This is a genomic window from Streptomyces sp. NPDC093568 (assembly GCF_044764945.1).
GTDB lineage: Bacteria > Actinomycetota > Actinomycetes > Streptomycetales > Streptomycetaceae > Streptomyces.
This window is the reverse complement of the sequence record NZ_JBIWJD010000001.1, coordinates 830,693-853,391: the sequence shown is the minus strand read 5'-3', so window position 1 is coordinate 853,391 and position 22,699 is coordinate 830,693. Positions and strand designations below refer to the sequence as shown.

Here is a 22,699-nt window from a genome sequence, read left to right as displayed (position 1 = left end):
GTGGACCTGCACTTCGGCGACAGCAAACCGACGGACGACGAACGGGCGGCCGTCGACGCCCTGTTGGGCCCCCCGGAGTCCTCCTGGGAGGGCGCCGACCGCACCGACGCCGATCTGCGGTGGGCGCGCGGCGGCCGGGAGGCCCGGGACCGCCGCGACCTGCTGTTGCCGGGGCTGCACGCGATCAACGACCGGGTCGGCTGGATCAGCGAGGGCGCCCTCGACTATCTGTGCCGGCGGCTGACGGTGCCGCCGTCGGAGGCGTACGGCGTGGCCACCTTCTACGCCATGTTCTCCGTCAAGCCGCGTCCCGCGACCGTGCTCCACGTGTGCACGGACCTCGCGTGCGCCGCCGCCGGCGCGAGCGAGCTGTGCGCCGGTGTCGAGGCGGGGCTCGGTCCAGGTGTCCAGGTGGAGCGCAGCCCCTGCCTCGGCCTGTGCGAACGGGCTCCGGCGGCGCTCGCGATCAGGGCCGGGGATCCGGTGCGTACGGCGGTCTCGGCGCCGGCGACCGTGCACGGGGCGGTCCTCGCCGCGAGCGCACCGGACTCGGCGCCCGAGGAGCCGTCGGCCGCGACGGCCGTACCGCAGGCGGGCAGCGACGATCTGGTCCTGCTGCGGCGCGTGGGAGTGGTGGACCCGGCCTCGCTGGACGACTACCGCGCCCACGGCGGTTACACCGCACTGCGCCGGGCCTTCGCGCTCGGCCCCGCCGGAGTCATCCGCGAGGTCACCGACTCCGGCCTGGTCGGCCGTGGCGGCGCCGCCTTCCCCACCGGCCGCAAATGGCAGGCCACGGCGTCGCAGCCCGACCATCCGCACTACCTCGTCTGCAACGCCGACGAGTCCGAGCCGGGCACCTTCAAGGACCGAGTGATCATGGAGGGCGACCCGTTCGCGCTGGTCGAGGCGATGACGATCGCGGCGTACGCGACGGGCGCGCACCAGGGGTACCTGTATCTGCGCGGCGAGTACCCGCGCGCCCTCGCCCGTCTGGAACACGCCGTCGCCCAGGCACGCGCGCGTGGGCTGCTCGGGGACGACATCCTCGGCCAGGGGTACGCCTTCGACATCGAGATCCGGCGCGGCGCCGGGGCGTACATCTGCGGCGAGGAGACGGCACTCTTCAATTCCATCGAGGGCTACCGGGGCGAACCCCGCTCGAAGCCGCCGTTCCCGGTGGAGAAGGGCCTGTTCGGCAAGCCGACCGTCGAGAACAACGTGGAGACGCTGGTCAACGTACTGCCGATCCTGACCATGGGGGCACCGGCGTACGCGGCGATCGGCACGGCGAGGTCGACCGGGCCGAAGCTGTTCTGCGTGTCGGGAAGCGTGGCGCGGCCGGGGATCTACGAGCTGCCGTTCGGCGCGACGCTCGGCGAGCTGCTGGAGCTGGCCGGGGTGCGGGAGGGACTGCGGGCGGTGCTGCTGGGCGGCGCGGCGGGCGGCTTCGTACGGCCCGACGAGCTGGACATCCCGCTCACCTTCGAGGGCACCCGGGAGGCCGGCACGACACTCGGCTCCGGTGTGGTCATGGCCTTCGACGACACCGTCCCGCTGCCGCGGCTGCTGCTGCGCATCGCCGAGTTCTTCCGTGACGAGTCGTGCGGGCAGTGCGTGCCGTGCCGGGTCGGGACCGTCCGGCAGGAGGAGGCGCTGCACCGGATCGCCGAGCGCACGGGTGCGGCGGCCGCCGATGACATCGCCCTGCTCAGGGAGGTCGGCCGCGCCATGCGGGACGCCTCGATCTGCGGTCTGGGGCAGACCGCGTGGAACGCCGTGGAATCCGCCATCGACCGACTGGGGGCGTACGAATGACCGTGACACCGCTGGGGATTCCGCGCCGGCTGCTGGAGTTCACCCTCGACGGGGAGCCGGTGCGCGCCCCCGAGGGGTCGACGATCCTCGACGCCTGCCGGGCGGCGGGCAAGGACGTCCCCACTCTCTGCGAGGGCGACACGCTCACCCCGAAGAACGCCTGCCGGGTCTGTGTCGTCGAGGTCGAGGGCGCGCGCACCCTCGTCCCGGCCTGCTCCCGCAAGGCCGAGCCCGGCATGGAGGTCAAAACCGACACGGAGCGCGCCCGGCACAGCCGCAAGATCGTCCTGGAGCTCCTCGCCTCCTCGGTGGACCTGTCGACGACCCCGCGGGTCGCCGAGTGGCTCAAGGAGTACGAGGCCAAGCCGGACCGCTTCGGCCCGGACGCGGCCCGGCTGAACGAGGAGCCGAGGGTCGACAACGATCTGTACGTGCGCGACTACGACAAGTGCATCCTCTGTTACAAGTGCGTGGACGCGTGCGGGGGCCAGTGGCAGAACAGCTTCGCGATCTCGGTCGCGGGGCGCGGGTTCGACGCGCGCATCGCCGTGGAGCACGACGCGCCGCTGACCGATTCGGCGTGCGTGTACTGCGGGAACTGCATCGAGGTGTGCCCGACGGGGGCGCTGTCCTTCAAGTCCGAGTTCGACATGCGGGCGGCGGGTACCTGGGACGAGTCCCAGCAGACCGAGACGACCACCGTGTGCGCGTACTGCGGTGTGGGCTGCAACCTCACCCTCCACGTGCAGGACAATGAGATCGTGAAGGTCACCTCGCCGCACGACAACCCGGTGACCCACGGCAACCTCTGCATCAAGGGCCGTTTCGGCTACCAGCACGTACAGAACCGGGACTGAGACACATATGGGACGAGTCACGGAACGACGCAAGGTCATCCGGATCCGGGACGGGGCGGTCTCCAGCCGCCCGGACACGCTCGTGGCCGAGGAACCGCTGGAGATCCGCCTCAACGGCAAATCGCTCGCGATCACCATGCGCACCCCCGGCGACGACTTCGCGCTCGCGGCCGGGTTCCTGGTGAGCGAAGGGGTGCTCGCCGAGGAGAGCGACCTGCAGAACATCGTGTACTGCGCGGGCGCCACGGCGGACGGGTCGAACACGTACAACGTGGTGGACGTGCGCACCGCCCCTGGGGTGACCCTCCCCGACTTCACCCTCGAACGGAACGTGTACACGACGTCGTCCTGCGGGCTGTGCGGCAAGGCGTCGCTGGACGCCGTCCGTACCACGGCCCGCTGGCCGATCGCCGACACTCCCCCGGTCCGGGTCGACCCCGAGCTGCTCGCCGGCTTCCCCGACCGGCTGCGCGAGTCCCAGCGGGTGTTCGACCGGACCGGGGGCCTGCACGCGGCGGCCCTGTTCTCCGAGGAGGGCGAGCTGCTGGACATACGGGAGGACGTGGGCCGGCACAACGCGGTCGACAAGCTGGTCGGACGTGCCCTGCAGAGCGGGGACCTGCCGCTGTCCCGGACGATCCTGCTGGTGTCGGGGCGGGCCAGCTTCGAGCTGGCGCAGAAGGCCGTGATGGCCGGGATCCCGGTGCTCGCGGCGGTCTCGGCGCCCTCGTCGCTCGCGGTGGACCTGGCGGCGGAGACGGGGCTGACACTGGTGGGCTTCCTGCGGGGCAGCTCCATGAACGTGTACGCGGGCGAACACCGGCTGGCCCTGCGGACCGCGGCCGCCCAGGCCTGACAGGCTCCCCGCGACACGGCGGCGGGGCCCCGATCGGCGGGGAGCGCCCCCTGCGCCGTGGTGGGCCCCGCTGTTTCCTCCGGATGGCTCAGCCGCCGGTGAGGTGCACCTGGTGCGCCTTCACCACCGTGCCCAGCCTCGGGAAGTCGAGCCGCACCGACGCGTCGTGTTCCGCCGCCGTGAACGCCGTCATCGCGTCCTCGACGAAGACCAGCTCGTAGCCGAGGTCGGCGGCGGCACGGGCGGTGGACTCCACGCCGAGGTTGGTGGCGATGCCGCCGAACACCAGGGTGGTGACGCCCCTTTCGCGGAGGCGGTCGTGCAGGCCCGTGTCCTGGAAGCCGCCGATGGTGCGCTTCACGATCTCGATGTCGCCGTCCCTCAGCAGGCCTTGCACGAGGCCGCTGCCGGGCGGCTGCTCGGCGACGCCGGGACGTTCGACGCGGACGACGGCGACGGTCGCGCCCGAGGAGCGGAAGGCCGTCGCCAACTCCTCGCAGGTGACGAGGACTTCGGTGCCCTTGCGGGGCTCGAGGGACAGGGCGACGATGCGATCCATCAGGTCGACCAGCACGAGGGCGGTGTGTGCGGACGGGAGCGCGAGAGGTGCGGTCATGACGGAACGTTATCCGCCATCAGCGCCGCGTACCGGGAATCCGGATCAACGGGTCCCCGCGCGGCGACACGCCGAAGCGTCCTCCCGTGTCGCTCACGGCCGGCGGGCGGCCCGTGGCGTACAGTTCCGACCGCACGACAATTCCGGCATACAACCTTCTTACGGACGCCAGTGCGCCGTCGCCCGATGGCGTGAGTTCGCACCGGAGGTGGCTGCCGAGGCGCACGCGACTGCCGTGTCGCGGGCCAACCGAGGGAAAGCGGTACTCCATCCGTGACGTGACACGTGCACGGTTCTTGTGATGTATGCGATAGCCCAACTAACGTCTGTGATGCGCACTTTGGACGTGGGATGTCCGAATGTTCAGATGCCTGGACGCATGACCAGACGATGAAGGGCGGGCCGCACCATGCCAGCAAGAGTTCGCGCACGACTCAGAGCTGCCCTCGTCGCGGCCGTCGCCACCTCGGCGACGGCCGCGACGTTAAGTCCCGCGGAGTCCCAACCGGCGAAGACCGTCCCGTCGTTCGAGCAGCAGGTGCTGTTCAAGGCCTCCCAGGACCCCGGGTACGCCTGCTTCCGCATCCCCGCGATCGTGAAGAGCAAGGACGGCACCCTGCTGGCGTTCGCCGAGGGGCGGGTGCTCAACTGCGGCGACGCCGCCGACATCGACATCGTGCTCAAGCGGTCGACCGACGGCGGGCGCACCTGGGGTCCGCTCCAGGTCGTCAACGAGGGCAACGGCGACACGCACGGGAACCCCGCTCCGATCGTGGACCGCGAGACCGGCCGCATCCTGCTGGCCGAGACGTACAACACGGGGCGTACGGACAGCGGCAGTTGCTCGGTCCCGTGCAACCGCACCCCCTATCTGCAGTACAGCGACGACGACGGGCGGACGTGGTCGAAGCCGCGCGATCTGAGCGACCGGATACTGCCGGCGAACTGGAACTCCTGGTACGCCACCGGCCCCGTGCACGGCATCCAGCTCACCAAGGGCAAGCACGCCGGGCGGCTGGTCTTCGGCGTCAACACCGAGACCTGGGACGGCAGTCGGGTCACCGCCAACCACGCGGCGCTCATCGTCAGCGACGACGGCGGCGACAACTGGAGGATCGGCGCCACCGACTCCTGGCCCATCTCCGCGACCGACGGCACCTTCCGGCAGAAGCCGTCCGAGGTGACCCTCACCGAGCGCGCCGACGGCAAGATCATCATCAGCGGCCGGGAGCAGGACGGGACCGACCTCGGGCACCGCAGCCAGACGTACAGCAGCGACGGCGGCGACAGCTTCACCGGGCCGTTCCACGACATGCCGGACCTCTACACGCCCCAAGTCCAGGGAGCCACACTGCGGTTGGGCAACCGCATACTGCTGTCGGCCCCGGGCGACCCGGACCGCCGCCGGACCATGATGATCCGCAGCTCCTACGACGGCGGCGACACCTGGGAGAGCGTGGACCGCGGCAAGGTCGTCACCACGGACTGGTCGGGCTACTCCGACATGGTGGACATCGACGCGTCCACGGTGGGCCTGATGTACGAGGGCGGCACCGTCGACGCGCGGGACGAGATCCGCTTCGCGCGGTTCAACGACGACTGGCTCGGGCCCCGGCGCGCCCCCGACCCGACCACCCCGGACCTCGCCATCGGGGCACCCCGTGCGACCGTCCTGGGCGGCCCCGAGACGACCGACGGAGTGCTGGGCAACGCCCTGGAGTTCGACGGCCGCGACGACGCCGTACGGCTGCCGTACCGGTCCCAGCTCCCGCTCGGATCCGGTGAGTTCACGGTGTCGCTGTTCTTCCGCTACTCCGCCACGACCGGCGAGCAGCCGTTCCTGTGGATGGGCGGGATCGGCAGCACCCAGCCCCAGGTCTGGCTGCGCGGCGAGCCCGCCAACGACCGGGTGCGCGCCCTGATCACCACGCGCGAGGGGTACGGGACCGTGCACACCTCGTCCGTGTGGGCGGGCGGCGCTTCCAACGACGGCGAGTGGCACCATCTCGCGCTGCGGCGCGGCGGCGGCCGGCTGACGCTGTTCCTCGACGGCAGGGCGATCAGCACCACGGACGTGCCCGGCTCGGTCAGCCGCAACTCGCCGTTCGGTGTGCACGTCGGCCAGCGCATGGACAGCCGGGCCTTCCTCACCGGCACGATCGACGACGTCCGGGTGTGGAACCGGGCGCTCGGCGAGGAGGAGCTGACCACCGCGGCGGCCCAGGCGGCCTCCCGCAAGAAGGTGAACACCCGCGACACCGTTCTGTGGCTGCCCATGGACCAAGTGGGCTGAGGCCACTAACGTCCCGGGCGTGCCCGACGACACACGAGCACGGCAGCGCACGGGAACCGGCCTCGGACTCCTGCTGGCCCTGGTTCTTGCGGCCGTGCTGCTCACCGCCCTCCCGGACGACGGCGAACGGGAGGGCGGTGGCGCGTGCGTGGCGCACTCGGTGGCGTCCTGGGCGCCCGAGAAGGACCTGAACGCCGAGTTCACCCGCTACGGCGACGACCCCTCCCGTACCGACGACTGGACCGGCGGCGACGGGACGCACTCGGTGCGGCTGCCGGACGGGCGGGTGCTGTGGCTGTTCTCGGACACCTATCTCGGGCAGGTGCACGCCCCGCCCAACCCCTTCGGGGAGTCCTCCACCTGGCGGGAACCGAGCGCCCCGCTGGTGCGCAACTCGGCGGTCGTCATGCGCGAGGGACGCCTGGAGCGCACGCTGCCCGCCCCGCTCTTCCCGGATCCCGCCCCGAACCAGTGGCGGTGGCCGGTCGCGGCCCGCGTCGAGCCCCGCTCCCCCGGCTCGTCGGAACAGGTGCTGCGGGTGCTGCTGTGGGTGCGCACCGCCGGGCAGGCCCCGTGGATCTACGGGGTGCCCACCGCCACCGAGGTGGCCACGCTCTCGCTGCCCGACCTGCGGGTGGAGTCGGTCACCGCGGTCCTCGACCAGCGACTGGTGCCGGACGCCTCGCGACGGGTCCTGTTCGGCACGACGCTCGTGGAGGAGGACGGCTGGACGTACGTCTTCGGCGGCGACGACGGTCAGGCCGCGTCCCGGCCGGTCTCGCACGCCTATGTCGCCCGCGTCCCGGAGGGCCGGCTCGCCGAGCCGGGGGCCTGGCGGTACTGGAACGGCTCCGCGTGGGGGAAGGCGGGAGCCCGGCCGCGCGCGGTGCTCGGGGACGGGCAGCGCGCGGGGGTGGGCAGCGCGTTCTCGGTGACGCGGGTGCGCGGGACGTACGTGCTGTTCACGATGGCCGCCGGCACGCGGGGGCTGACGACCGTGACGTCGTACTGGGCCTGCTCGCCGGCCGGGCCGTGGCACGGGCCGACGAGGCACTTCGCCCCCTCGCTGCCGCCGGGCGGCCAGGTCGCCGCCTACAACCCGCAGGTGCATCCCGAGCTGAGCGGCGAGGGGCGTCTGGTGCTGAGCTACGACGTCAACTGGCTGGACACCGGGGGCGCGGCGGCGCAGCTCAGCCGGAACGTGTCCCTGTACCGACCGCGGTTCGTGACGCTGCGGGCGGCGCCGACACGGTGATCGTCTCCTCGGCATCGCGCGAGCGCCGCTTGGCGATGACCGCGCAGACCATCAGCTGCATCTGGTGGAACAGCATCAGCGGGAGCACGGCGAGCGAGGCGTGCGCGCCGAACAGGACGCTCGCCATGGGCAGCCCGGAGGCGAGGGACTTCTTCGAGCCGGCGAACTGGATGGCGATGCGGTCCTCCCGGTTGAAGCGCAGCGCCTTGGCGCCGTACCAGGTCAGGGCGAGCATCACGGCGAGCAGGACGGCCTCCACGGCGAGCAGGCCGCCGAGCCGGACCGGGCTCACCTGATGCCAGATGCCCTGGACCATGCCCTCGCTGAACGCGGTGTAGACGACGAGCAGGATCGAGCCGCGGTCGACGAGCCCGAGGACCTTCTTGTGCCGGGCGACGAAGCTTCCGATCCAGCGGCGCAGCGCCTGCCCGGCGACGAACGGCACCAGCAGCTGCAGGACGATCTTCACCACCGAGTCGGCGGAGAAGCCGCCGGCGCTGCCGCCGAGCACGGCCGCCGCGAGCAGCGGGGTGAGGACGATGCCGACGAGCGAGGAGAAGGAGCCCGCGCAGATCGCGGCGGGCACGTTGCCGCGGGCCATCGAGGTGAAGGCGATCGACGACTGGATGGTCGACGGGACCAGGGTGAGGAACAGCAGGCCCTGGTAGAGGCGGTCGCTCAGGATCACCGGGACGAGGCCGCGGGCGGCCAGGCCGAGCAGCGGGAAGACGACGAAGGTGCAGGCGAGGACGGTGACGTGGAGCCGCCAGTGCTTCACGCCGTCCAGCGCCTCACGGGTGGACAGCCGGGCGCCGTAGAGGAAGAACAGGAAGGCGATGGCGGCCGTGGAGGCGCCGGAGGCGACATCGGAGGCCGTCCCGCGCGCCGGGAACAGGGCGGCCAGCCCCACGGTCCCGAGCAGCAGCAGGATGTAGGGGTCGATCGGCATCCAACGTGGCCATCGCAGGCGTTTCACTGTGCTCCACTACTTCGCTGTCGCTTCGCTGAACTTCCGGTTCCGGGCACGGACGTGCCCTCTCCATCGTCCTCCGGCCGTCAGCGATCGGGAATCCGGCATACCACTCTGACTGTCATCACGTTTCGCGATAGCGGCGGCTAGCCTTGGCGGTATGTACGACCCGTCCCATCTGCGCACGTTCCTCGCGGTGGCCCAGACGCTGAGCTTCACGCAGGCCGCCCGGCGGCTCGGCCTGCGCCAGTCGACCGTCAGCCAGCACGTACGGCGGCTGGAGGACGCCACCGGGCGGCCGCTGTTCACCCGGGACACGCACTCGGTGGAGCTGACCGAGGACGGCGAGGCGATGCTCGGCTTCGCCCGGCGGATCCTGGAGGTGCACGAACAGGCCACGTCGTTCTTCACCGGCACCCGGCTGCGCGGCCGGCTGCGCTTCGGCGCGTCGGAGGACTTCGTCCTGACCCGGCTGCCGGAGATCCTGGAGGGCTTCCGCTACGAGCACCCCGAGGTCGACCTGGAGCTGACGGTCGAGCTGTCGGGCACCCTGCACGAGCAGCTGGCCGCCGGGAAGCTCGACCTGGTGCTGGCCAAGCGGCGCCCCGAGGATCCGCGCGGTGAGCCGGTCTGGCACGACCGGCTGGTGTGGATCGGCGCGGAGCGGCTGCGCCTGGAGGCGGACCGGCCGGTGCCGTTGATCGTCTATCCGCCACCCGGGATCACGCGGACGCTCGCGCTGGAAGCACTGGAACGGCAGGGGCGCGACTGGCGGATCGTGTGCACGAGCGGCAGCCTCAACGGGCTGATCGCGGCGGCGCGCGCGGGCCTCGGGGTGATGGCGCACTCGCGAGGCCTGATCCCGCCCGGTCTGGTACGCGTCCCGGACCGGTTCGGACTGCCGGCGCTCGGCCGCGTCGACTTCGTGCTGGTGCACGGGCGGCGCCGTACGGCGGCCCAGGAGGCGGCGGACGCGCTGGCGGCGGCCATCCTGTCGGGGGGCCACCGGCTGCACCGGCGCTGAGCGCGCCCTTCGAGGCGGCGCACGTCGGGACGGCGGGCGCGGTGGTACGTGACCGGAGTGACAGGTTCGGGCCCTCGCACGCTGACAGAGGAGACGCCTGTGCAGCGGGGATGCCATGATCAACAGGGCCCGTACCCGGTAATCGGGTCGTACAGATTCGGTGGAGATTACGGGCCCGAAACTTACTCGACCGTCAGTTTTCTGTCCGACCCTTCCCCATGTGAGCGCATTTTCCGCCGCTGACCTGTGCATACCTGAGCACCAGTCGATTTTCGGCCCCCTCCCGTCCGAAAGGCGGGTGGGGTAGCTTTCACGGCGCTGTGCGGAGCGTCAGCCGAGGTATTCGGAGCGGGGAGCGGGTTTGCGCGAGTTCACCAATCCTCCGTTGGCGTTGGCACCGCCGGTGGGCGGCCTGGCCGACGTCGTCTTCCAGCATGCCCAGGAGGATCCGCTGTATGTCGTCCTGGGCCGCAAGGACGAGGACGACCAGTGGCGGGACGTCACCGCAGCCGAGTTCCGGGACGAGGTGCTGGCCCTCGCCAAGGGCCTGCTCGCCCGGGGGATCCGGTTCGGCGACCGGGTCGCGATCATGTCCCGCACACGCTACGAGTGGACGCTCTTCGACTTCGCCCTGTGGACGATCGGCGCGCAGGTCGTGCCGATCTACCCGACCTCCTCGGCCGAGCAGTGCTTCTGGATGCTGTACGACGCCGAGTGCTCGGCGGCGATCGTCGAGCACGAGGACCACGCGATGACCATCGCGACCGTCATCGACCGGCTGCCCCGCCTGCACCAGCTGTGGCAGCTGGACTCGGGCGCCGTGCAGGAGCTGTACGACGCCGGTGCGCACCTCGACGACGACGTCGTCCACCGCCACCGGCAGGCGGTCACGCCGGACTCGATCGCGACGATCATCTACACGTCGGGGACGACGGGCCGCCCCAAGGGCTGTGTCATCTCCCACGGCAACTTCATGTACGAGGCGGACACCGTCATCGAGCGCTGGGAGCCGGTGTTCCACTCCCGGAAGGGCGACGAGGCGGCGACCCTGCTGTTCCTGCCGCTCGCGCACGTCTTCGGACGGATGGTGCAGGTCGCCGCGATCCGCGGCCGGGTCCGCTTCGGCCACCAGCCGCAGATGAACGCCGCCGCCCTGCTGCCCGACCTCGCCGCGTTCAAGCCGACGTTCTTCCTCGCCGTGCCGTACATCTTCGAGAAGGTCTTCAACGCCGCCCGCCGCAAGGCCGAGAAGGAGGGCCGGTCGGGGCCGTTCGAGAAGGCCGTCGACGTCGCCGTGAAGTACGCGGACGCCATGGAGGCCAAGGCGTGGGGCATCGGGCCCGGCCCGTCGGCGGGGCTGCGCATGCAGCACCAGCTCTTCGACAAGCTCGTCTACTCCAAGATGCGGGCCGCGATGGGCGGCCGTATCCGGCACGCGATGTCGGGCGGTTCGGCGATGGACCGGCGGCTCGGGCTGTTCTTCGCGGGCGCCGGCGTGCACATCTACGAGGGCTACGGCCTCACCGAGTCGACGGCCGCCGCGACCGCGAACCCGCCCGAGCGCACCCGCTACGGCACCGTCGGCCAACCCATTCCCGGCATGACCGTGCACATCGCGGACGACGGCGAGATCTGGCTGCACGGCGACAACGTCTTCCAGGGCTACCTCAACAACCCGAAGGCCACCGACCAGTCCCTGCACGACGGCTGGCTGGCCACCGGTGACCTGGGCTCCCTCGACGAGGACGGCTATCTCACCATCACCGGCCGCAAGAAGGAGATCCTCGTCACCTCCGGCGGCAAGAGCGTCTCACCGGGTGTGCTGGAGGAGCGGGTCCGGGACCATCCGCTGGTCTCGCAGTGCATCGTCGTCGGCAACGACCGCCCCTACATCGCGGCCCTGGTCACCCTCGACCAGGAGGCCGTCGAGCACTGGCTGATGATGCGGGACAAGCCGCAGATGACCCCGGCCCAGCTGGTGCGCGACGCCGACCTGGAGACCGAGGTGCGGCGCGCGGTGGTCGCCGCCAACACCCTGGTCTCGCAGGCCGAGTCGATCCGCACGTTCCGCATCCTCGCCCAGCCGTTCACCGAGGAGCACGGGCTGCTCACGCCGTCGCTGAAGCTGAAGCGCAAGGCGATCGAGAACGCGTACGTGAACGAGGTCGAGGCGCTGTACCAGGCCTGAGCCCGGGCCGGGTCAGGTGATGCCGACGCGGAGGATCCTGTCCGCCCCGGCCGGCTCGCCGCCGTTCCTGTCGCAGTTGGTGGTCGTCAGCCACAGCTGGTCCGCGCCCGGCACCTTGGTGAGCGTGCGCAGCCTGCCGTAGGTGCCGACGTAGTACGCGGTCGCCGAACCGACGTTCTCGGTGTCGCCGTCGATGGGGATGCGCCACAGGCGTTCGCCGCGCAGGGCGGCCATGTAGATGACGTTGCGGACGATGGCGATGCCGCTCGGGGACGCCTGGGAGACGGGCCACGTCTTCTTCGGATCGGTCATGCCGGCGACCGAGCAGGTGCCCTCGCAGGTGGGCCAGCCGTAGTTGGCGCCGGGCTTGATCAGGTTGAGCTCGTCGTAGGCGCTGTTGCCGAACTCCGCCGCCCACAGCCGGCCGCTGCGGTCGAAGGCGAGGCCCTGCGGGTTGCGGTGGCCGAGGGAGTAGACGTGGGTGCCGAAGGGGTTGCCCGGGGCCGGCTTGCCGTCCGTCGTCAGACGCAGGATCTTGCCGTTCAGGGAGTTCCTGTCCTGGGCCAGTGAGGAGTTCTGGGCGTCGCCGGTGGAGGCGTACAGATAGCCGTCCGGGCCGAAGGCGAGCCGTCCGCCGTTGTGGTAGCGGTTCTTCTTGATGCCCTGGAGCAGGACCGTGTAGCCGCTCAGGGAGTTGCCGTCGTAGGTCATGCGCGCGATGCGGTTGCCCTCGGCGGCCGTGTGCATGAAGTACACGCGGTGGTTGGTGGCCCAGCCGGGGTCCGTGGCCACACCGAGCAGCCCGCCCTCGCCGTCCGTGGTGACCACGCCGGGGACGCTGCCCAGCTGCTTTCTGGTGCCGTCCTTGGCCTGCCTGAACACCTTGAAGCTGTCCCGTTCGGTGACCAGGGCGCTGGAGCCGTCCGGCATCCAGTCCGTGCCCCAGGGGATGGTCCAGCCGGACGACAGCGTGCCGATGGACGAAGGGACCCCGCCGTCCGCCCGGGCGGGGCGGGTCGGGGGCCGGGTGTCGGGCGCCGCGGCGGCCGCGCCGGGTGGGGAGGCGCTGAGGAGGGACAGCAGCAGGGCGCCGAGGGCGACGAGGCGGACGCCGGGGCGGGGCCGGTGTCCGGCGGCGATGTGGTGGTGCACGGGGCCACCTCCAGGTGGGGGGAAACGGGCCGGGGGTGCGTGATCAGACGAGTTGGTAGCCGCGGAGGCCGGTGAGCAGCAGGTGGCAGTCCTGGAGGGAGCCCGAGGTGTCGCCGAGGCTGCGGTAGATGCCCCACTTGGGGCGCACCCGGTCGGCCAGGAACGTGTCGACGCCGCTGCGTGACCTGTCGATCAGCGTGGTGCCGCCGCTCTTGAGGATCCAGCGCACCGAGCCGGACGAGCCGTCGCCGACCTTGATCTGGAAGTCGACGTCGGTCCACCGGTCGTGCAGCGGGTCGAGAGAGGTACGGCCGATGAGGGTGCCCGAGACGGGCAGTTGGAGCTCAATGGTCTGGGCCCCGTTCACCCGGCGCAGGGACTGCACCACGATCGGCGAGGAGCCGGCGCCAGGCTGCTTCATCTGCATGATGTGCGTGAAGGTGGTCGTGGCCTTCAGCGAGCTCGGGATGTACATCGAGTACGTCACCCGCCAGGTCTGGCCGGGCAGCCACTTCAGGTAGCCCGAGGAGGTACGCAGGCCGGTGACCTCGTGCCGCTGGCGGTCGGTGGAGGTGTCCCGGTCGGCCCTGTGCATGGTGAAGCGCCAGTTGTCGCCGTCCGGGCGGATGTGGGGAGCGCCCGCCGGGTGCGAGTCGGCGCGGTCGTCCTCGATGGTCTCGAAGGCCCGCAGCCCGTCGGAGCGCGCGGACGGGGACCACTTCAGCTGCCAGGAGGCGGCGCTCGCGGGCGCGGCGGACAGGCCGACGGCGACGCCCGCCGCGCCGCCCAGGGCCGCGCCCAGCAGGGTCCTTCGGCTGGTGTTCATGGCTGCTCCCTCGGGGTGGTGGGTGGGCGAGGCCGGGTGCGCAGCTGCTCGTTCATGATCAGCAAGGCGTCCAGGCCGTGCAGGTCGTTCGTGGCGCCCCGGGACGGGGCGCAGGGTGAACATGCTGGAGAACGTGCCCGCTGTGAGCAGCGTCTGCAGGCGACGTCTCATGGGGCTCCTTCGCGGTAGGCGGGGGCGAAGCCGGGCGTGCCGGGCAGGGGGCGGGGGGCGTCGACCAGGTCCCGGACCAGGGCGTGGTCGGGCGAGAGCCGGCAGGCGGGGTCCGTGCGGGTGGCGTCGCCGGTGAGCGCGTACGCCTGGCAGCGGCAGCCGCCGTGGTCGGTGGAGCGCAGGTCGCAGGTTCTGCACGGCTCCCGCATCCAGCTCTCGCCGCGGTAGGCGTTGAACGCCTTCGACTCGTGCCAGATCCAACTGAGCCGGCGGTCCTTGACGTTGGGCGGGTCGAGGCCGGGCAGGGCGCCCGCGGCGGGGCACGGCAGGACCGTTCCGTCCGGGGCGACGGTGAGCGAGATCGCGCCCCAGCCGCCCATGCAGGGTTTCGCGGTGCCGTCGACGTGGTCGGGGGCGACCCAGATCAACTCCGGTACGGCGTCCTGGTGTTGGCGCCAGTGGGCGAGCCTGGCGCGGGCCCGGTCCACCTGTGCGCGGGTGGGCAGCAGGGCGGCGCGGTGGCGCAGGGCCCAGCCGTGGAACTGGGTGTGGGCGAGCTCGATCCGGTCGGCGCCCCAGTCCGTGCCGAGGGCGATCAGGTCGTCCAGGGCGTCGATGTTGCCGCGGTGCAGAACGACGTTGAGACCGAACGGCAGCCCGGCGGCACGGATCAGCCGGGCCGCGCGTTCCTTGGCGGCGAACGAGCGGGCGCCCGCGATGCGTTCGGCGGCGGCCTGATCGGTGTGCTGCACGGACAGCTGGACGCTGTGCAGCCCGGCGGCGACGAGCCCGGTGAGCCGCCGCTCGTCCAGTCCGACACCGCTGGTGACCAGCTGGGTGTGCAGGCTCGCGGCCGCGGCGGCGGCGACGACCTCCGGCAGATCTCGCCTCAGCAGCGGTTCGCCGCCGGACAGATGGGTCTGTACGACGCCCAGGTCGGCGGCCTGCTGGAACACTCCGGCCCACTGTCCGGCCGTCAGTTCTACTGACCGACCGACCAGTTCGACGGGGTTGGAGCAGTACCCGCAGCGCAGCGGGCAGCGGTGGGTGAGTTCCGCGAGCAGGGCCCACGGGGGATCGGCGGTCACCGCAGCCAGCCCTCCTTTCGCAACGTGTCCAGGAATTGGGGCACTTCGTCGGCGACCGGGGCGCCGGGGAAGCGGGTGGCGAGCTCGGCGACGATGTCGGCCACCGGCCTGCTGCCGTCGCACAGCAGCAGGACGCGGCCCGCGTGCCCGTGCAGCACGACGACCCGCTCGGGCAGGAGCAGGAGGTCCTTGCCGCGCACCCGGTCGTGGCGCAGCAGCACGGCGCGGGCGAGGGCGGGGCGCCAGGTCATGGGCCGCCGCCGTCCACCGCGTCCAGCAGGGCCCACAGCACCTCGCACTTGAAGGCCAGCGCCGCCACCGCCCGCTCCTGCAGCTCTCGGGTGCGGGCCCGGTCCAGGACCAGGGCGAGGGCCTCCTCGCCGTCGCGGGCGCCCTGGTCGACCCGGGTGCGGAAATAGGCGAGGCCCTGCGGCTCGATCCACGGGTAGTGGCGTTCGAAGGCGTCGATGCGGGTGCGCATCAGGTCCGGTGCGGACAGTTCGGTCAGGGAGGCGGCCACGGCGTCCAGCGCGGGGCTCAGCCGGCAGAAGTTGACGTAGCCGTCGACCGCGAGGCGCACCCCGGGCAGCACCCGGGAGGCGTCCCACAGCTCGTCCCGGCCGAGGCCGGCCGCCTCGCCGAGCCGCAGCCAGCGCTCGATGCCGCCCTCCCCCTCGGCCGCGCCGTCGTGGTCGCGGATGCGGCGCAGCCAGGCCCGGCGCAGCGCGGGCCGCTCCAGCTTGGCGAGGATCAGGGCGTCCTTGACGGGGATGTGGCGCTGGTAGTGGAAGCGGTTGGCGATCCACCGGCGCAGCTCGCCGGGCGTCAACTCGCCCTTGTGCATACGGAGGTTGAAGGGGTGACGGTCGTGGTAGCGCGCCGCGGTGACGGCCCGCAGCCGCCCGGTGAACTCGGTGGTCCCCCAGGGGGCCGCGGTGCCGTCGGCGGGCCCGCGTGTCGCGGTCACGGTGCTCTCGCGGTGCGGCCGGCTAGCGGTCGGCGAGGGCGTAGGCGGTCACTTCGAGGGCGGTCTCCACGAGGGAGTAGCCGGGGCTTTGCCAGACCACCTCATCCGATGTTTCCTGAATGACCTGTTCCGTCTGTCGTGCCGGGTGGGTGTCGAGCAGCCTCTCGTCCATGTGCGCATACCTGCTTTCCTGAGGAAGTGGGGGGTCTCAGAGCCCAGACAGGCACTTGCTGTTCACATGCGTGCACCGAGTTCATCAACACGTTCGGTGGCGCGATACAGAGTCGCGGCATGACGGTCCACGGTCAATGGTCCGGACCGATAACGTCGGATGCGTTTCCGGCCAATCTGACTCCCCCAGCGCTGACCCATGACTGACCCGCCGGTCAGTTGCACGGGTTCCGCAACGGATTCCGCAGCGGATCGCGGCGGATTCGGCCGTCAGGAATGCACGGCACCCCGTGATCGTTGACGATATGAGTACCACCTGACGACAACCGTAAGGATCAAGAGCTCGTGAGCAGCAAGGTCCCCCCGATCATCCTCAACAACGGCGTGGAGATGCCCCAGCTGGGCTTCGGCGTCTGGCAGGTGCCGGACGACGAGGCGGAGAAGGCGGTCGGCACCGCGCTGGAGGCCGGGTACCGCAGCATCGACACAGCGGCGATCTACGGCAACGAAGAGGGCACCGGCAAGGCCATCGCCGCCTCCGGCGTCCCCCGCGAGGACATCTTCGTCACCACCAAGCTCTGGAACAGCGACCAGGGGTACGACTCCACGCTCCGCGCCTTCGACACCTCGCTGGCGAAGCTGGGCCTGGAGTACCTCGACCTGTACCTCATCCACTGGCCGCAGCCGGCCCGTGACAGCTACGTCGACACCTACAAGGCGTTCGAGAAGCTGCACGCCGACGGCCGGATCCGCGCGATCGGCGTCTCCAACTTCCTTCCGGAGCACCTCCGGCGGCTGATCGACGAGACGTCGGTGATCCCGGCGGTCAACCAGATCGAGCTGCACCCGCACCTTCAGCAGCACGCCTCCCGCGAGTTCCACGCCGAGCAGGGCATCGCCACCGAGGCCTGGTCGCCGCTCGGCCAGGGCAAGGGTCTGCTGGAGGTCCCGGCGATCGTCGCCATCGCGCAGAAGCACGGCCGCAGCCCGGCCCAGATCGTGCTGCGCTGGCACCTCCAGCTCGGCAACGTCGTGATCCCGAAGTCCGTGACGCCGTCGCGGATCAAGGAGAACATCGAGGTCTTCGACTTCAGTCTGGACGACGAGGACCTGGCCGCGATCAGCGCCCTGAACGAGGACCGGCGCATCGGCCCCGACCCGGCGGCCTTCGGCGGCTGACCCCCGCTCCCGCAGATCCGCCCGCCGCTCAGCGCAGACGAGCGGCGGGCGGACGCGTACGCGGGACCGGATGCGGCGGGCCGGCGCCCTCAGCGTCCGGCGCCCTCACCGTCCGGCGCCCTCACCGTCCGGGGCCCTCACCGTCCGGCTCCTCACCGTCCGGCTCCGTCACCGTCCCGCCGCGTCACCGTCCAGCGCCTTCAGCGTCCGGCTCACTCGCCCCGCACGTCCGTGAACACGACCTCGAACTCCTCCAGCCCGGTCACGGACACATGCGCCTTGGCGGCGCCCTCGTGCCGGGCACCCGCCTGGCCCGAGCGGGACGCGGCCAGGGAGGTCTGGTCGACGAAGATCACCCCGACCATCCCGCGGCCGCGCTCCCGGTCGACCAACAGGGACGCCCTGGCCAGCCCGGGAAGGGTTTCGAGCCTGGGGACCACCGTCGCCCGGAACGTGTCGGCGAGCAGGTCCGTGTCCATCGGGTCGAAGTCCAGCCGGCTGAGCCGCAGCCCGCCGCCCGCCTGCGGCGGCCGTACCTGGTGGAAGACCAGCGCCTCGTAGTTGTCGACCGCCAGCGTGCCGGCAAACGGCTCCAGCATCGCCGCCCGCCGCTCGCGCAGCACCTCGTCACTGTTGCGCCGGGCCTCTTCCGTCTCCCACCAGCTGGCCGCGAGGAGTTTCCCGAGCGTCCGGTCCACGAAGACGCTCGCTCCGCGGTACCCCGGGCGGTCCTCCAGGAGATCGCGCCCCTCGGTGTTCATGGCCCTGATGGCCGTGTCGATCTTCTTCGGATCGCCGGTCGTGTAGATGGCGCGTACGAACATGACACCTCCCGGAAAGCCGGGCACACCACCGAAATCTTCGGTATGTCCAGTGTAAGAAGATCCCTTTCAGTTGGGCTGTCCGAGCGGGCGCACGACGACGGTATTGACGTCCACGCCGTCGGGCTGCCGGATCGCCCACACCACCGAGTCGGCGATCTGGTCGGCGGTCAGCAGATGCCCCGGCGGCAGGCTGCCGTAGCTGTCCCAGAAGGGCGTCTCCACCCGGCCCGGCGCGATGTGGGTCACGCCGATGCCCCAGTCGGTCACCTGCCGCCGCGTGTTCTCGGCGAGCCCGGTCACGGCCCACTTGGTGGCCCCGTAGATGTTGCCCGGCCCCGGCACGAACCCGGCGACACTGCCGACCAGCACGATCCGGCCGCGGGTCTCCTTCAGGGCGTCGACGGAGGCGCGGATCAGCAGGGCGGGGCCGAGGACGTTGGTCAGCACCATCTCGGTCCAGCCGGCGGGGTCGCCCTCGGCGACGGTGTCGTGGGTGGCGAACCCGGCGTTGGCGACGACCGTGTCGAGCCGGCCGAACGTCTTGAGCGTCGCGTCGACCGCGGCCTGGACGTCGGCGTACTCGGCGGCGTTCCCGACCACCGTCAACAGGCCGTCGGGCTCCCCGAGTTCCTCGGCGAAACCGCGCAGCCGCGCCTCGCCGCGACCGGTGACGGTGACCCGGTGCCCGGCGTCCAGCAGTTGCCGCGCGACCGCGGCGCCGATGCCGCTGCCGCCGCCGGTGATGAGTGCGACCGGAGAGTCGGTCATGGTGTTCCCCCTGGGTCTCGGTTCGGACGACGAGGAGTCCATCACTTGGAGAGCTCTCGAAGTCAAGTCCCGCCGGCCGGCCGCGGGCCCGGAGTCACCTCGTGCGCACCGCCGTGTACACCGTCTGCGCCGCCAGCACGAACACGTCGGGGCGGTGGTGCACGCTCGCCCTGTCGTCCGGGTCGAGCAGCCGGTCTAGGGTCGCGCGGTCCTCGGCGTCGAGGTGCTCGCCGAAGCCCTCGCGGGAGCGGGTGAGGGAGGCGACGACGTAGGCGCGGGCGCGGTCCGTGGTCGGGGCGGGCAGGTCGAGGAGGAAGGTGCGGGTGCCGGTGGGCCTCAGGCCGGCCGCGGCCAGCAGCGCCGGCCAGTCCTCGGTCTCGTCGACGGAGCCGGGGAGATCCGCCCGCATCTGCGCGAACCACTCCGCCTCCAGCACGTCGAGCCGCGCCTGCAGCCCGGGTCGCCCGAAACCGAGGTCGCGCGGCAGGAACCGCGTGGGCAGGCCACCCTCCTGGAGGGCCAGGGTGCCGCCGGAGGCGAGCCGGCCGGCGAAGGCGGCGAGGGCGGCGCGCTGGTCGCCCAGGTGGTGCAGGCTGCGGCCGGCCCACAGGAGATCGACCGGGTAGTCCAACTCGTCGAGTACATCGGGGAGTTCACCGGTCAGGGTGCCGAAGCGGTCGGCGACGCCGAGCCGCTCCGACCGCGCCCGGGCCCGGTCGAGCAGCGGCCCGGCACTGTCGACGGCCACGATCCGGGCGCCGGGGAAGGTGTCGGCGAGCAGACAGGACAGGACTCCCGGACCGCTGCCCGCGTCCACGATCAGCCCTGGTTCGGTCTGCCGTTTGGCCAGCCAGGCCATGGCGTGTTCGTACAGGGGCGTGAACAGCTCCGCCTGCGCCTCGAGCATCGGAGCCATCTCGCTCCAGTCGATGTCGGTGTGGTCGTGGCGGCGGTGCGGCTGGTGCGAGTGATGCGCGTGGTCGGCGTGCGCCATGGTGGTCGGCCTCTCGTCCGGATGCCGCCAGGGTGCTCCGGAGCACCGCCCCCGGGCCACTGTCCTTGCCGTGGCGGCAAAAACGGGCAGGGAAAAATGAGGTGCGACGGTGGGCGGCGGTCGCTCAGGATGGCCCGATGGATGACGAGATGGTGGAGCGGTTCCTCGAGGACGGGTTCGTGAAGATCGAGGGCGCCTTTCCGCCACGCGTCGCCGAGCACTGCGCCCGGCTGCTGTGGCGGGAGACCGGGTGCGACCCGGAGGACCCGGGCACCTGGGAGAAGCCCGTGCACTGGGTGTACGACATGGCGCAGGGCCCCTTCGCGGCCGCCGTGAACACGCACGTCCTGCACGAGGCCTTCGACGTGCTGGTGGGCGAGGGCCGCTGGCTGTCCCGCTACTCGCTGGGCAGCTTCCCGTTGCGGTTCCCGCACGAGGAGGAGCCGGACGACGCGGGCTGGCACATCGAGGGAAGCTATGTACCCGAGGGTGCCGAGCACCCCCATACGAACGTGCACTCGAAGGACCGCTCGCTGCTCATGCTGTTCCTGTTCAGCGAGGTCACCGAGGACGACGCCCCGACCCGCATCCGGGTCGGCTCACATCTGGACGTCCCGCGCGTCCTGGCACCGTACGGCGAGGCCGGCGCCTCCTTCCTGGAGCTGGGCCCGAAGGTCGACGCGGCCTCCGCGCACCGCCCGCTCGCGCACGCCACCGGCGTCCCCGGCGACGTCTACCTCTGCCACCCCTTCCTGGTCCACGCCGCCCAGCCCCACCACGGCACCCGCCCCCGCTTCATGGCCCAGCCACCCCTGCACCCGGCGGAGCCGTACGACCTGGAGCGGCCCGACGGCAACTACTCGGCGGTGGAGTTCGCGATCCGCCGGGGCCTGGCCCAGGAGAGCTGACCAGCCCCCGGCGTCCTGCCGCGCTACTTCGCCGAAGTCACCGGATCACGACAGCGGCGGGTACGCGTTCCGCATCAACTGCTGGAACTGCGCCGAGAACCAGTGCCCCGACAGCGGAGCGCCCGGCAGCGCACCGGACATGTTGTTGCCGTTGCGCGGGTTGCCCGTGTACGTCGGGTCGCACATGCGGTCGAAGCCCTTGCCCTCGTCGTTCGGGATCGCGCTGCTGGAGCCGTCGGACTCACCCGGCGGCTTCATCCAGACGTACGCGTCGATCCCGGTCGCCGGGTTGGCCTGCGGGCGCTCGCCGAGGCCGGCGCCGGACTGGTTGCACCAGTTGCCGACGTGGATGCGGCGGTCGTAGCGGCCGCCGTTGACGTAGGTGTCGACGTCGGTCGTCGCACCCGGACCGGCAGGCCGTGCCGAGCCACCCCAGCCGTTCCGGGAGGTGTCGATCAGCATGCCGATGCCGGAGTTGAAGCCGGTCGTGACCAACTGGTCGCGGAAGCCCTGCGCGTAGGACAGCTCGTCGACGTAGCGGTTCCAGTCGACCCACTTCGACTCCCGGACGGACTTGCCGCCGACCGAGTCGTTGATGGTGAAGTTGTTCTCCTTCAGGGCGCTGTAGTTGGCCGTGTTGGCGATGAAGCCGTGCACGTCGTTGACGGTGGCGCCCTCGGAGGTGGCGGCCTCCTTCATCACGGCGGCGCTGGGGGCGAAGTTGTCGTCCCAGCCGATCCAGCCGTGGTGGCCGGCGTCGATGTAGTTGTAGACGTTGGGTGCGTCGCCGAGCTTGTTGAGGGCGTAGCCGACGCCCTTCTGGTAGTTGCCGTTGGCCTTCATCACGTCGCACTGCGGGGTGGCCGTCGGACGGCTGCCGGTGTTGGTGACCAGGTTCGGCAGCGAGTCGATCTCGATCGCGGTGACGATCCGCAGCGAGGCGTACTTCGGGTCGGCGAGGATCGCGGCGATCGGGTCGATGTACTCGGTCTTGTACCGGCCGAGCTCCGTCGGGCCGAGTTCGCCGTTGGAGGCGAGGGCGGAGCAGTCGCGGCCCGGCAGGTTGTAGATGACCAGCTGGACGACCAGCTCGCCGGAGCCCTTCTGGGTCAGGGCCTCGTCGAGGTGGTCGCGCAGGCCCATGCGGCCGTTCACACCGTTGATGGCGGCGATCCGGTCCAGCCACACCCCGGTCGGCTGGTTCGCGATCCGGCTGCCGCCCGGCTCGGCGGCGGCGTTCGCGGACCACTCCGGGTTCACGTACACCTTCGCGCCGGAGTACGGGTTGTCGGCCTTGGGACCGGTGGGGTCGGGATCCGTGGGGCCGCCACCGCCGTCGTCGACGTTGCAGGCCACGCCGTCGAGGGTGAAGGTGGCCGGGACGGCGTTCGTGCCGCTGTAGGAGCCCTGGAAGCCGAAGCTGACCGAACCTCCGGTCGTGAGCGTCCCGTTGTAGTTCTCGTTGGCTGCGGTGACATCGGCGCCGCTCTGGCTGATCCGCGCGTTCCAGCCGCTGGTGACCTTCTGGTTGCCGGCGTAGGACCACTTCACCGACCAGTTGGACTTTGCGGCCCCCTGGTTGGTGACGGTCACGGCCGCGGTGAAGCCGGTGTCCCACTGGTTCTGCACCTTGTAGTCGACGGTGCAGGGCACGGCGGCCGTGCCGACTGCGCCGGGGGCCGCGGCGAGCGCGGTCCCCGAGGCCCCGGCGACCAGTGCCAGGGCGGCGAGCATCGCTGTTCTGGTACGAGTCATGAGTGCGGGTTCCTTCTTG

Annotated in this window: 21 protein-coding genes; 9 read left to right on the top strand and 12 right to left on the bottom strand. The window is 71.3% G+C overall.

What is annotated here, in order from left to right:
• From ACIRD7_RS03710 to fdhD, 3 genes are read left to right on the top strand one after another with little or no spacing between them, the layout of a single operon-like run.
• Positions 1 to 1,818, top strand: coding sequence for an NADH-ubiquinone oxidoreductase-F iron-sulfur binding region domain-containing protein (locus ACIRD7_RS03710; protein WP_403451638.1), 1,818 nt, complete (start codon positions 1 to 3; stop codon positions 1,816 to 1,818).
• On the top strand, positions 1,815 to 2,675 hold the full coding sequence (locus tag ACIRD7_RS03705) for a 2Fe-2S iron-sulfur cluster-binding protein (RefSeq protein WP_403449241.1): 861 nt from the start codon (positions 1,815 to 1,817) through the stop codon (positions 2,673 to 2,675). Before ACIRD7_RS03710 ends, ACIRD7_RS03705 begins: the two co-directional genes overlap by 4 nt.
• Positions 2,676 to 2,682: 7 nt before the next feature.
• Positions 2,683 to 3,531 (top strand): formate dehydrogenase accessory sulfurtransferase FdhD, encoded by an 849-nt coding sequence (fdhD, locus tag ACIRD7_RS03700; RefSeq protein WP_403449238.1) that lies wholly within the window; start codon positions 2,683 to 2,685, stop codon positions 3,529 to 3,531.
• Between the two features lie 88 nt (positions 3,532 to 3,619).
• On the opposite strand, the gene ACIRD7_RS03695 is transcribed toward fdhD, so the two are convergent.
• Positions 3,620 to 4,147 carry an isochorismatase family protein gene (locus ACIRD7_RS03695; RefSeq protein ID WP_403449237.1) on the bottom strand — a complete coding sequence of 176 codons (528 nt, stop codon included), beginning with the start codon at positions 4,145 to 4,147 and terminating at the stop codon, positions 3,620 to 3,622.
• A gap of 409 nt (positions 4,148 to 4,556) precedes the next feature.
• Here ACIRD7_RS03695 and ACIRD7_RS03690 point away from each other — a divergent pair, with 409 nt between their 5' ends.
• Together ACIRD7_RS03690 and ACIRD7_RS03685 are read left to right on the top strand one after the other, a co-directional pair.
• Positions 4,557 to 6,440: an exo-alpha-sialidase gene (locus ACIRD7_RS03690; RefSeq protein WP_403449234.1), complete on the top strand. Its 1,884-nt coding sequence runs from the start codon at positions 4,557 to 4,559 to the stop codon at positions 6,438 to 6,440.
• A 19-nt stretch (positions 6,441 to 6,459) separates the two neighbouring features.
• On the top strand, positions 6,460 to 7,695 hold the full coding sequence (locus tag ACIRD7_RS03685) for a DUF4185 domain-containing protein (protein ID WP_403449232.1): 1,236 nt from the start codon (positions 6,460 to 6,462) through the stop codon (positions 7,693 to 7,695).
• Here ACIRD7_RS03685 and ACIRD7_RS03680 read toward each other — a convergent pair.
• Positions 7,631 to 8,644, bottom strand: coding sequence for a bile acid:sodium symporter family protein (locus ACIRD7_RS03680; RefSeq protein ID WP_403449229.1), 1,014 nt, complete (start codon positions 8,642 to 8,644; stop codon positions 7,631 to 7,633). The genes ACIRD7_RS03685 and ACIRD7_RS03680 overlap by 65 nt on opposite strands.
• 181 nt (positions 8,645 to 8,825) lie before the next feature.
• Here ACIRD7_RS03680 and ACIRD7_RS03675 point away from each other — a divergent pair, with 181 nt between their 5' ends.
• A complete protein-coding gene (locus tag ACIRD7_RS03675) occupies positions 8,826 to 9,689 on the top strand; it encodes a LysR substrate-binding domain-containing protein (RefSeq protein ID WP_403449226.1) in 864 nt (287 codons plus the stop codon).
• 361 nt (positions 9,690 to 10,050) lie between these two features.
• Positions 10,051 to 11,877: an AMP-dependent synthetase/ligase gene (locus ACIRD7_RS03670; protein WP_403449223.1), complete on the top strand. Its 1,827-nt coding sequence runs from the start codon at positions 10,051 to 10,053 to the stop codon at positions 11,875 to 11,877.
• A 12-nt stretch (positions 11,878 to 11,889) separates the two neighbouring features.
• On the opposite strand, the gene ACIRD7_RS03665 is transcribed toward ACIRD7_RS03670, so the two are convergent.
• From ACIRD7_RS03665 to pqqA, 6 genes are all read right to left on the bottom strand, one after another.
• Positions 11,890 to 13,029 carry a PQQ-dependent sugar dehydrogenase gene (locus tag ACIRD7_RS03665; protein WP_403449222.1) on the bottom strand — a complete coding sequence of 380 codons (1,140 nt, stop codon included), beginning with the start codon at positions 13,027 to 13,029 and terminating at the stop codon, positions 11,890 to 11,892.
• A gap of 43 nt (positions 13,030 to 13,072) precedes the next feature.
• Positions 13,073 to 13,855 (bottom strand): Tat pathway signal sequence domain protein, encoded by a 783-nt coding sequence (locus tag ACIRD7_RS03660; RefSeq protein ID WP_403449219.1) that lies wholly within the window; start codon positions 13,853 to 13,855, stop codon positions 13,073 to 13,075.
• A gap of 167 nt (positions 13,856 to 14,022) precedes the next feature.
• Positions 14,023 to 15,114 carry a pyrroloquinoline quinone biosynthesis protein PqqE gene (gene pqqE / locus ACIRD7_RS03655; RefSeq protein WP_403449218.1) on the bottom strand — a complete coding sequence of 364 codons (1,092 nt, stop codon included), beginning with the start codon at positions 15,112 to 15,114 and terminating at the stop codon, positions 14,023 to 14,025.
• Complete coding sequence (gene pqqD, locus ACIRD7_RS03650) at positions 15,111 to 15,365, bottom strand: pyrroloquinoline quinone biosynthesis peptide chaperone PqqD (RefSeq protein WP_403449216.1); 255 nt, start codon at positions 15,363 to 15,365, stop codon at positions 15,111 to 15,113. Before pqqD ends, pqqE begins: the two co-directional genes overlap by 4 nt.
• Positions 15,362 to 16,081 (bottom strand): pyrroloquinoline-quinone synthase PqqC, encoded by a 720-nt coding sequence (gene pqqC / locus ACIRD7_RS03645; RefSeq protein ID WP_403449213.1) that lies wholly within the window; start codon positions 16,079 to 16,081, stop codon positions 15,362 to 15,364. Before pqqC ends, pqqD begins: the two co-directional genes overlap by 4 nt.
• Before the next feature lie 22 nt (positions 16,082 to 16,103).
• Positions 16,104 to 16,253 carry a pyrroloquinoline quinone precursor peptide PqqA gene (pqqA, locus tag ACIRD7_RS03640; RefSeq protein WP_403449212.1) on the bottom strand — a complete coding sequence of 50 codons (150 nt, stop codon included), beginning with the start codon at positions 16,251 to 16,253 and terminating at the stop codon, positions 16,104 to 16,106.
• Between the two features lie 344 nt (positions 16,254 to 16,597).
• Here pqqA and ACIRD7_RS03635 point away from each other — a divergent pair, with 344 nt between their 5' ends.
• Positions 16,598 to 17,431: an aldo/keto reductase gene (locus ACIRD7_RS03635; protein ID WP_403449210.1), complete on the top strand. Its 834-nt coding sequence runs from the start codon at positions 16,598 to 16,600 to the stop codon at positions 17,429 to 17,431.
• Between the two features lie 212 nt (positions 17,432 to 17,643).
• Here the strand turns inward: ACIRD7_RS03635 and ACIRD7_RS03630 are convergent, their stop codons facing one another.
• The 3 genes from ACIRD7_RS03630 to ACIRD7_RS03620 form a co-directional block, all read right to left on the bottom strand.
• Positions 17,644 to 18,255: a hypothetical protein gene (locus tag ACIRD7_RS03630; RefSeq protein WP_403449208.1), complete on the bottom strand. Its 612-nt coding sequence runs from the start codon at positions 18,253 to 18,255 to the stop codon at positions 17,644 to 17,646.
• 66 nt (positions 18,256 to 18,321) lie between these two features.
• Positions 18,322 to 19,023, bottom strand: a complete 702-nt coding sequence (locus tag ACIRD7_RS03625; protein WP_403449206.1) for an SDR family oxidoreductase — start codon at positions 19,021 to 19,023, stop codon at positions 18,322 to 18,324.
• Positions 19,024 to 19,117: 94 nt separating this feature from the next.
• Entirely contained in the window at positions 19,118 to 20,017 is a 900-nt protein-coding gene (locus ACIRD7_RS03620) for a class I SAM-dependent methyltransferase (protein ID WP_403449204.1), read from the bottom strand.
• 137 nt (positions 20,018 to 20,154) lie between these two features.
• Between ACIRD7_RS03620 and ACIRD7_RS03615 the strand changes: the two genes are divergently transcribed.
• Positions 20,155 to 20,925, top strand: coding sequence for a phytanoyl-CoA dioxygenase family protein (locus ACIRD7_RS03615; RefSeq protein ID WP_403449201.1), 771 nt, complete (start codon positions 20,155 to 20,157; stop codon positions 20,923 to 20,925).
• A gap of 45 nt (positions 20,926 to 20,970) precedes the next feature.
• On the opposite strand, the gene ACIRD7_RS03610 is transcribed toward ACIRD7_RS03615, so the two are convergent.
• Positions 20,971 to 22,680: a glycoside hydrolase family 6 protein gene (locus tag ACIRD7_RS03610; protein WP_403449199.1), complete on the bottom strand. Its 1,710-nt coding sequence runs from the start codon at positions 22,678 to 22,680 to the stop codon at positions 20,971 to 20,973.
• Positions 22,681 to 22,699: the final 19 nt, after the last annotated feature.

Excerpts from the sequence above, each read along its gene's own strand:
- ACIRD7_RS03705 (WP_403449241.1), top strand. The coding sequence starts at position 1,815 with ATGACCGTGACACCGCTGGGGATTCCGCGCCGGCTGCTGGAGTTCACC.
- fdhD (WP_403449238.1), top strand. The coding sequence starts at position 2,683 with ATGGGACGAGTCACGGAACGACGCAAGGTCATCCGGATCCGGGACGGG.
- ACIRD7_RS03695 (WP_403449237.1), bottom strand. The coding sequence starts at position 4,147 with ATGACCGCACCTCTCGCGCTCCCGTCCGCACACACCGCCCTCGTGCTG.
- ACIRD7_RS03690 (WP_403449234.1), top strand. The coding sequence starts at position 4,557 with ATGCCAGCAAGAGTTCGCGCACGACTCAGAGCTGCCCTCGTCGCGGCC.
- ACIRD7_RS03680 (WP_403449229.1), bottom strand. The coding sequence starts at position 8,644 with ATGCCGATCGACCCCTACATCCTGCTGCTGCTCGGGACCGTGGGGCTG.
- ACIRD7_RS03675 (WP_403449226.1), top strand. The coding sequence starts at position 8,826 with ATGTACGACCCGTCCCATCTGCGCACGTTCCTCGCGGTGGCCCAGACG.
- ACIRD7_RS03660 (WP_403449219.1), bottom strand. The coding sequence starts at position 13,855 with ATGAACACCAGCCGAAGGACCCTGCTGGGCGCGGCCCTGGGCGGCGCG.
- pqqD (WP_403449216.1), bottom strand. The coding sequence starts at position 15,365 with ATGACCTGGCGCCCCGCCCTCGCCCGCGCCGTGCTGCTGCGCCACGAC.
- pqqA (WP_403449212.1), bottom strand. The coding sequence starts at position 16,253 with ATGGACGAGAGGCTGCTCGACACCCACCCGGCACGACAGACGGAACAG.
- ACIRD7_RS03630 (WP_403449208.1), bottom strand. The coding sequence starts at position 18,255 with ATGTTCGTACGCGCCATCTACACGACCGGCGATCCGAAGAAGATCGAC.
- ACIRD7_RS03625 (WP_403449206.1), bottom strand. The coding sequence starts at position 19,023 with ATGACCGACTCTCCGGTCGCACTCATCACCGGCGGCGGCAGCGGCATC.
- ACIRD7_RS03620 (WP_403449204.1), bottom strand. The coding sequence starts at position 20,017 with ATGGCGCACGCCGACCACGCGCATCACTCGCACCAGCCGCACCGCCGC.
- ACIRD7_RS03615 (WP_403449201.1), top strand. The coding sequence starts at position 20,155 with ATGGATGACGAGATGGTGGAGCGGTTCCTCGAGGACGGGTTCGTGAAG.
- ACIRD7_RS03610 (WP_403449199.1), bottom strand. The coding sequence starts at position 22,680 with ATGACTCGTACCAGAACAGCGATGCTCGCCGCCCTGGCACTGGTCGCC.